Origin of the sequence: Methylobacterium sp. WL6 (assembly GCF_008040095.1) — a bacterium.
Classification (GTDB): domain Bacteria; phylum Pseudomonadota; class Alphaproteobacteria; order Rhizobiales; family Beijerinckiaceae; genus Methylobacterium.
In genome coordinates, this window is the sequence record NZ_VRVH01000383.1 from 1 (window position 1) to 3,587 (window position 3,587).

The following is a 3,587-nucleotide window of genomic DNA, read 5'->3' on the forward strand; positions in this document are numbered from 1 at the left end:
CCGCGCCGCGCTCGACCTCCGTCCAGAGCCTGCGCCGGCCGCGCCCGATCAGGCCGACCAGCGCGCATTCGTGCCCGGTCAGCCGGCAGCAGGTCGCCGGCATGAACGACCCGTCATCCGCCCGCTCGGCGCGCAGCGCGCGGACGACCCCGACGATCCCGGAGACGAAGCGGCCGCCGGCCTCGGCGCCGAGAAGCGTCTCCGCACCGTCGAACGCCGCATCCCAGCACGCGATGTCCCGCGTCATGTAGCCCGCGGCCACGAACCGGGCGACCGAGAGCGCCAGCACCTCCGCGTCGTCGCCGCAGACCTCCGCCACCCGCGGCATCGGCGCATGCTTCGACAGGATCGGTGCGGACATTCGGCCTCCGGAAAGTGCCTGCCGCACCGCCTCGTCACGCTGAAACGGACCGCACTGTGCCTGCGGGGCGGAAGTATCCGAGGTGGAGGGCAAGGATCAAGGGCACGGCCGAAAATCAGATCCGTTCCAAACTGTTACGAATACATCCCTGTTCTCGGCCGTCGTCTGTTGCCGAAAGATCCCGCCGTCCGTTGCCGCTTCTGCCCGTGCGTCCCGCCTTCGGCGCGGCGCGGCGTCCCTTGATGGGCCGGGTCGCCTCGTCCATATCTTGGCGTGCCGGGCCGCTGGGCCGGAAGGGGCGCTGCCGCCAGCGGGCCCCGCGACGAGGCGCCCACCGGCATTCGGGCACGGGGCCTCCACAGGGGTGTTGCCGCCGATGACCCGTCCATCTCCGTTCGGACACCCGTTCCTGCTCGGGTTCGACGAGATCGAGCAGGCCCTCGACCGGGTCTCCAAGGCCGCCAACGACGGCTACCCGCCCTACAACATCGAGCGTCTGGCCCGCACCGACCGGGAGCCGGACCGCCTGCGGATCACCCTGGCGGTGGCCGGCTTCACGCGCGACCAGCTCGACGTGATGCTGGAGGAGAACCAGCTGATCGTCCGCGGCCGTCAGGTCGACGACAAGGAGCGGCTGTTCCTCCACCGCGGCATCGCGGCGCGGCAGTTCCAGCGTGCGTTCCTGCTGGCCGACGGGATGGAGGTGCTCGGCGCCGACCTGTCGAACGGGCTGCTCTCGATCGATCTGGCGCGGCCCGAGCCCGAGCGGGTGGTGCGCCGCATCGCCATCCTCGAGCGCGATTGATCCGCGGGAAAAGCACCCCACATCAGGATCAGGCCCACGATCGCCGGATCGGTTCGATCAAGACGGGATCGTTTCCGGGCCGATTGCTCTGCCTCGAAAGGAGGGCACGACATGACCGACCTCAACACCTCCCCGCTGACGGCCGCAGACCTCGATCCGGCCGAATTCAACGCCGCCGACCTCGCGGCCCTGGGCGAAGGTCACATCGCCTACGTCCGCTCGATCCGCTCCGACGAGGTGATGCGGCTGTTCCCGCAGGCGCCGCAGCTGACGCCCGGCCTCGACCTGTTCGCGCTCCTGTCGGCCAGCGGCGCGCCGATCCTGCTCGCGGACTCGCGCGAGGTGATCCTCGCCAACGCCGCCGAGCACGACCTCTTCCCGGTCAGCCTGCACTAGCCGGTCTCGCCATCTCCGCCACCGCCGAGAGCAGCCGCGCGATATCCTGCGGCCGCGACAGGCGGTGGTCGCCATCCGCGATCAGCGTGAGGACCGTGCCCGCCGCCGGCAGCCGGTCCAGGATGCGGAAGGCGTGGGCGTGCGGCACGTCCGGATCGTTCATTCCCTGGAGGATGTGGACCGGGCAGCGCAGGTCGAGGGCGCCGGTCAGCAGGCGGTTGCGCCGGCCATCCTCGATCAGCGCCATGGTGATTGCGTCGGGCTCGGGCGCGTAGGCGCTCTGGCGCAGCCAGACGCCGTCCTGCTCCAGCGTGCGGCGCACCTCGGGCGGGAACCGATCCCACATCAGGTCCTCGGTGAAGTCGAGGGCCGGCGCGATCAGCACGAGGCCGGTCGGCGCCGGCGCCCCGCGCGCCGCGAGGTTTCGCGCCACGAGGCAGGCGATCCATCCGCCCATCGAGGATCCGATCAGCACCGGCGCTTCCGGCGCGTGCGCGGCGAGCACGCCCTCGGCGTCGGCGAGCCAGGTCGAGATCGTGCAGGCCGAGAACTCGCCCTCAGATTCGCCGTGGCCGGAATAATCGAACCGCACGAAGCGCCGCCCCTCGGCGGCGGCCCAGGCGTCGACCGCCATCGCCTTGGTGGCGCCCATGTCCGAGCGGAAGCCTCCGAGCCAGACGATCGCCGGACCCGCCCCGTCGCGCACGCGCACGGCGATCTGGCGTCGGTCCGCTCCTTCGCCGACGTCGACGTGCTCCAACGTCGTCCCGTCCCGCATCCCGCTCTCCCGATTCGCCCGGCCCGCGCGTTCCCGACCTGAACGCCGCGTCTTCAGCCGCCGTTTACCAGACCGTAAAGCGTACCCGTGATCCTATGACAATGAACGCTTCCCTGCGGCCGCGGCCCGCCTGCGCCCTCTCGCCGCGCAGCCGCCGATGAACGGCGATTCCCGTCCGTCGGTCGGCTTCCCCGGCGACGCGTCGCCGCTGGCCGGTGCCTGCGTCCTCCAGATCATTCCCGAGCTCGACGCCGGCGGTGCCGAGCGCACCACCGTCGACATCGCGGCCGGCCTCGCGGCGGTCGGTGCGCGTGCGCTGGTCGCGACGGAAGGCGGGCGCCTCGTCGGCGAGCTTCAGGCCAAGGGCGGCATCTGCCTGCCGTTCCCGGCGGCGTCGAAGAACCCCGTCCAGATGGCCCTCAACGTCGGCCGCCTGGCGCGCCTGTGCCGGCGCGAGGGCGTGCAGATCATCCATGCGCGGTCCCGCGCCCCGGCCTGGGTCGCGCTCGGCGCTGCGCGACGGCTGAAGCTGCCCTTCGTCACGACCTATCACGGCAGCTATTCCGGCCGTACCGGCGTGAAGGTGCTGTACAACTCGGTGATGGCGCGCGGCGACGTGGTGATCGCCAACTCGCACTACACCGCCGACCTGATCCGTCGCCTGCATGCCGAGCAGGCGGGCGACCGGGTTCAGGTGATCCACCGCGGAACCGACCTCTCCGCCTTCACTCCCGTCTCGGTCGGCGCCGCGCGGGTCGAGGCGTTGCGCCGCGTCTGGGGCGTCGCCCCGCACGAGCGCGTCGTCCTGCTGGCGGCCCGCCTCACCGCGTGGAAGGGCCAGCGCATCCTGATCGAGGCGGCGGCGCTGATGCGCGCGCAGGGCGTCGCCGATTTCGCCATCGTGCTCGCGGGCGACCCCCAGGGCAGGGTCGCCTACGAGCGCGAGCTCGACGCGCTGGTCGTGGCGCGCGGGCTCGTGGGCGTCGTCCGCCGCGTCGGGCATTGCACCGACATGCCGGCGGCCTTCCGGGCCGCCTCGGTCGTCGCGGTGCCCTCCGTCGAGCCGGAGGCGTTCGGCCGTTCCGCCGTCGAGGCCCAGGCGCTCGGCACGCCGGTGGTGGTGTCCGACCTCGGCGCGGTCCCCGAAACCGTTTTGAGCCCGCCCGAAGTGTCGGCCGGCCAGCGCACCGGCTGGCGCGTTCCCGCCGGCGATGCGGCGGCGCTCGCGGCGGCACTCGCGGAGGCGC

General features: G+C 72.3%; 5 protein-coding genes. 3 read left to right on the forward strand and 2 right to left on the reverse strand.

Translation table 11 applies throughout. From position 1 onward, the window contains the following. Nucleotides 1-361 (reverse strand): hypothetical protein (locus tag FV230_RS25950; protein WP_147844437.1); only part of this gene is annotated, 361 nt, incomplete at its 3' end. Between the two features lie 376 nt (nucleotides 362-737). On the opposite strand from FV230_RS25950, the gene FV230_RS25955 reads away from it, so the two are divergent. Next, nucleotides 738-1,166: an Hsp20 family protein gene (locus FV230_RS25955; RefSeq protein WP_147729168.1), complete on the forward strand. Its 429-nt coding sequence runs from the start codon at nucleotides 738-740 to the stop codon at nucleotides 1,164-1,166. 111 nt (nucleotides 1,167-1,277) lie between these two features. Further along, a complete protein-coding gene (locus FV230_RS25960; RefSeq protein WP_147729167.1) occupies nucleotides 1,278-1,562 on the forward strand; it encodes a DUF1150 domain-containing protein in 285 nt (94 codons plus the stop codon). Here the strand turns inward: FV230_RS25960 and FV230_RS25965 are convergent. Then, on the reverse strand, nucleotides 1,549-2,340 hold the full coding sequence (locus FV230_RS25965) for an alpha/beta hydrolase (RefSeq protein WP_147844438.1): 792 nt from the start codon (nucleotides 2,338-2,340) through the stop codon (nucleotides 1,549-1,551). The two genes, FV230_RS25960 and FV230_RS25965, sit on opposite strands and share 14 nt — an antisense overlap. Nucleotides 2,341-2,497: 157 nt before the next feature. Between FV230_RS25965 and FV230_RS25970 the strand changes: the two genes are divergently transcribed. Continuing rightward, on the forward strand, nucleotides 2,498-3,587 hold a 1,090-nt coding region (locus FV230_RS25970; protein ID WP_147844439.1), incomplete at its 3' end, for a glycosyltransferase family 4 protein.